The organism is Shigella sp. FC1661 (assembly GCF_001712525.1).
Lineage (GTDB): Bacteria > Pseudomonadota > Gammaproteobacteria > Enterobacterales > Enterobacteriaceae > Escherichia > Escherichia coli.
This window is the reverse complement of sequence record NZ_MDGW01000467.1, coordinates 1-491: the sequence shown is the minus strand read 5'-3', so window position 1 is coordinate 491 and position 491 is coordinate 1. Positions and strand designations below refer to the sequence as shown.

At 54.8% G+C, this 491-nt stretch carries 1 pseudogene and 1 other annotated feature; the pseudogene reads left to right on the top strand.

The features are described from left to right. Positions 1-491: pseudogene (locus BFF42_RS20635) on the top strand (IS3 family transposase); the annotation flags it as partial. Further along, positions 82-198 (top strand) — a sequence feature (AL1L pseudoknot). Its footprint overlaps the pseudogene before it by 117 nt.

Sequence of the window (491 nt, the reverse complement as noted above, 5' to 3'; positions counted from 1 at the left end):
CGCTGAACGTCAGCGTCTGAAAGAGCTGGAACGTGAAAATCGTGAACTGCGCCGCAGTAACGATATCCTTCGCCAGGCTTCCGCTTATTTTGCGAAGGCCGAGTTCGACCGCCTCTGGAAAAAGTGATGCCACTGCTGGATAAGCTGCGTAAGCTGTACGGGGTCGGACCGGTATGCAGTGAACTACATATTGCCCCGTCAACGTATTACCACTGTCAGCAACAGCGACATCATCCTGATAAACGCAGTGCCCGTGCGCAGCGCGATGACTGGCTGAAGAAAGAGATACTGCGCGTATACGATGGGAATCATCAGGTATACGGTGTGCGTAAAGTCTGGCGTCAGTTGTTACGGGAAGGTATCAGAGTGGCCAGATGCACTGTGGCACGTCTCATGGCGGTTATGGGACTTGCCGGTGTTCTCCGGGGTAAAAAGGTCCGTACGACCATCAGCCGGAAAGCCGTTGCCGCAGGCGACCGCGTAAACCGTCA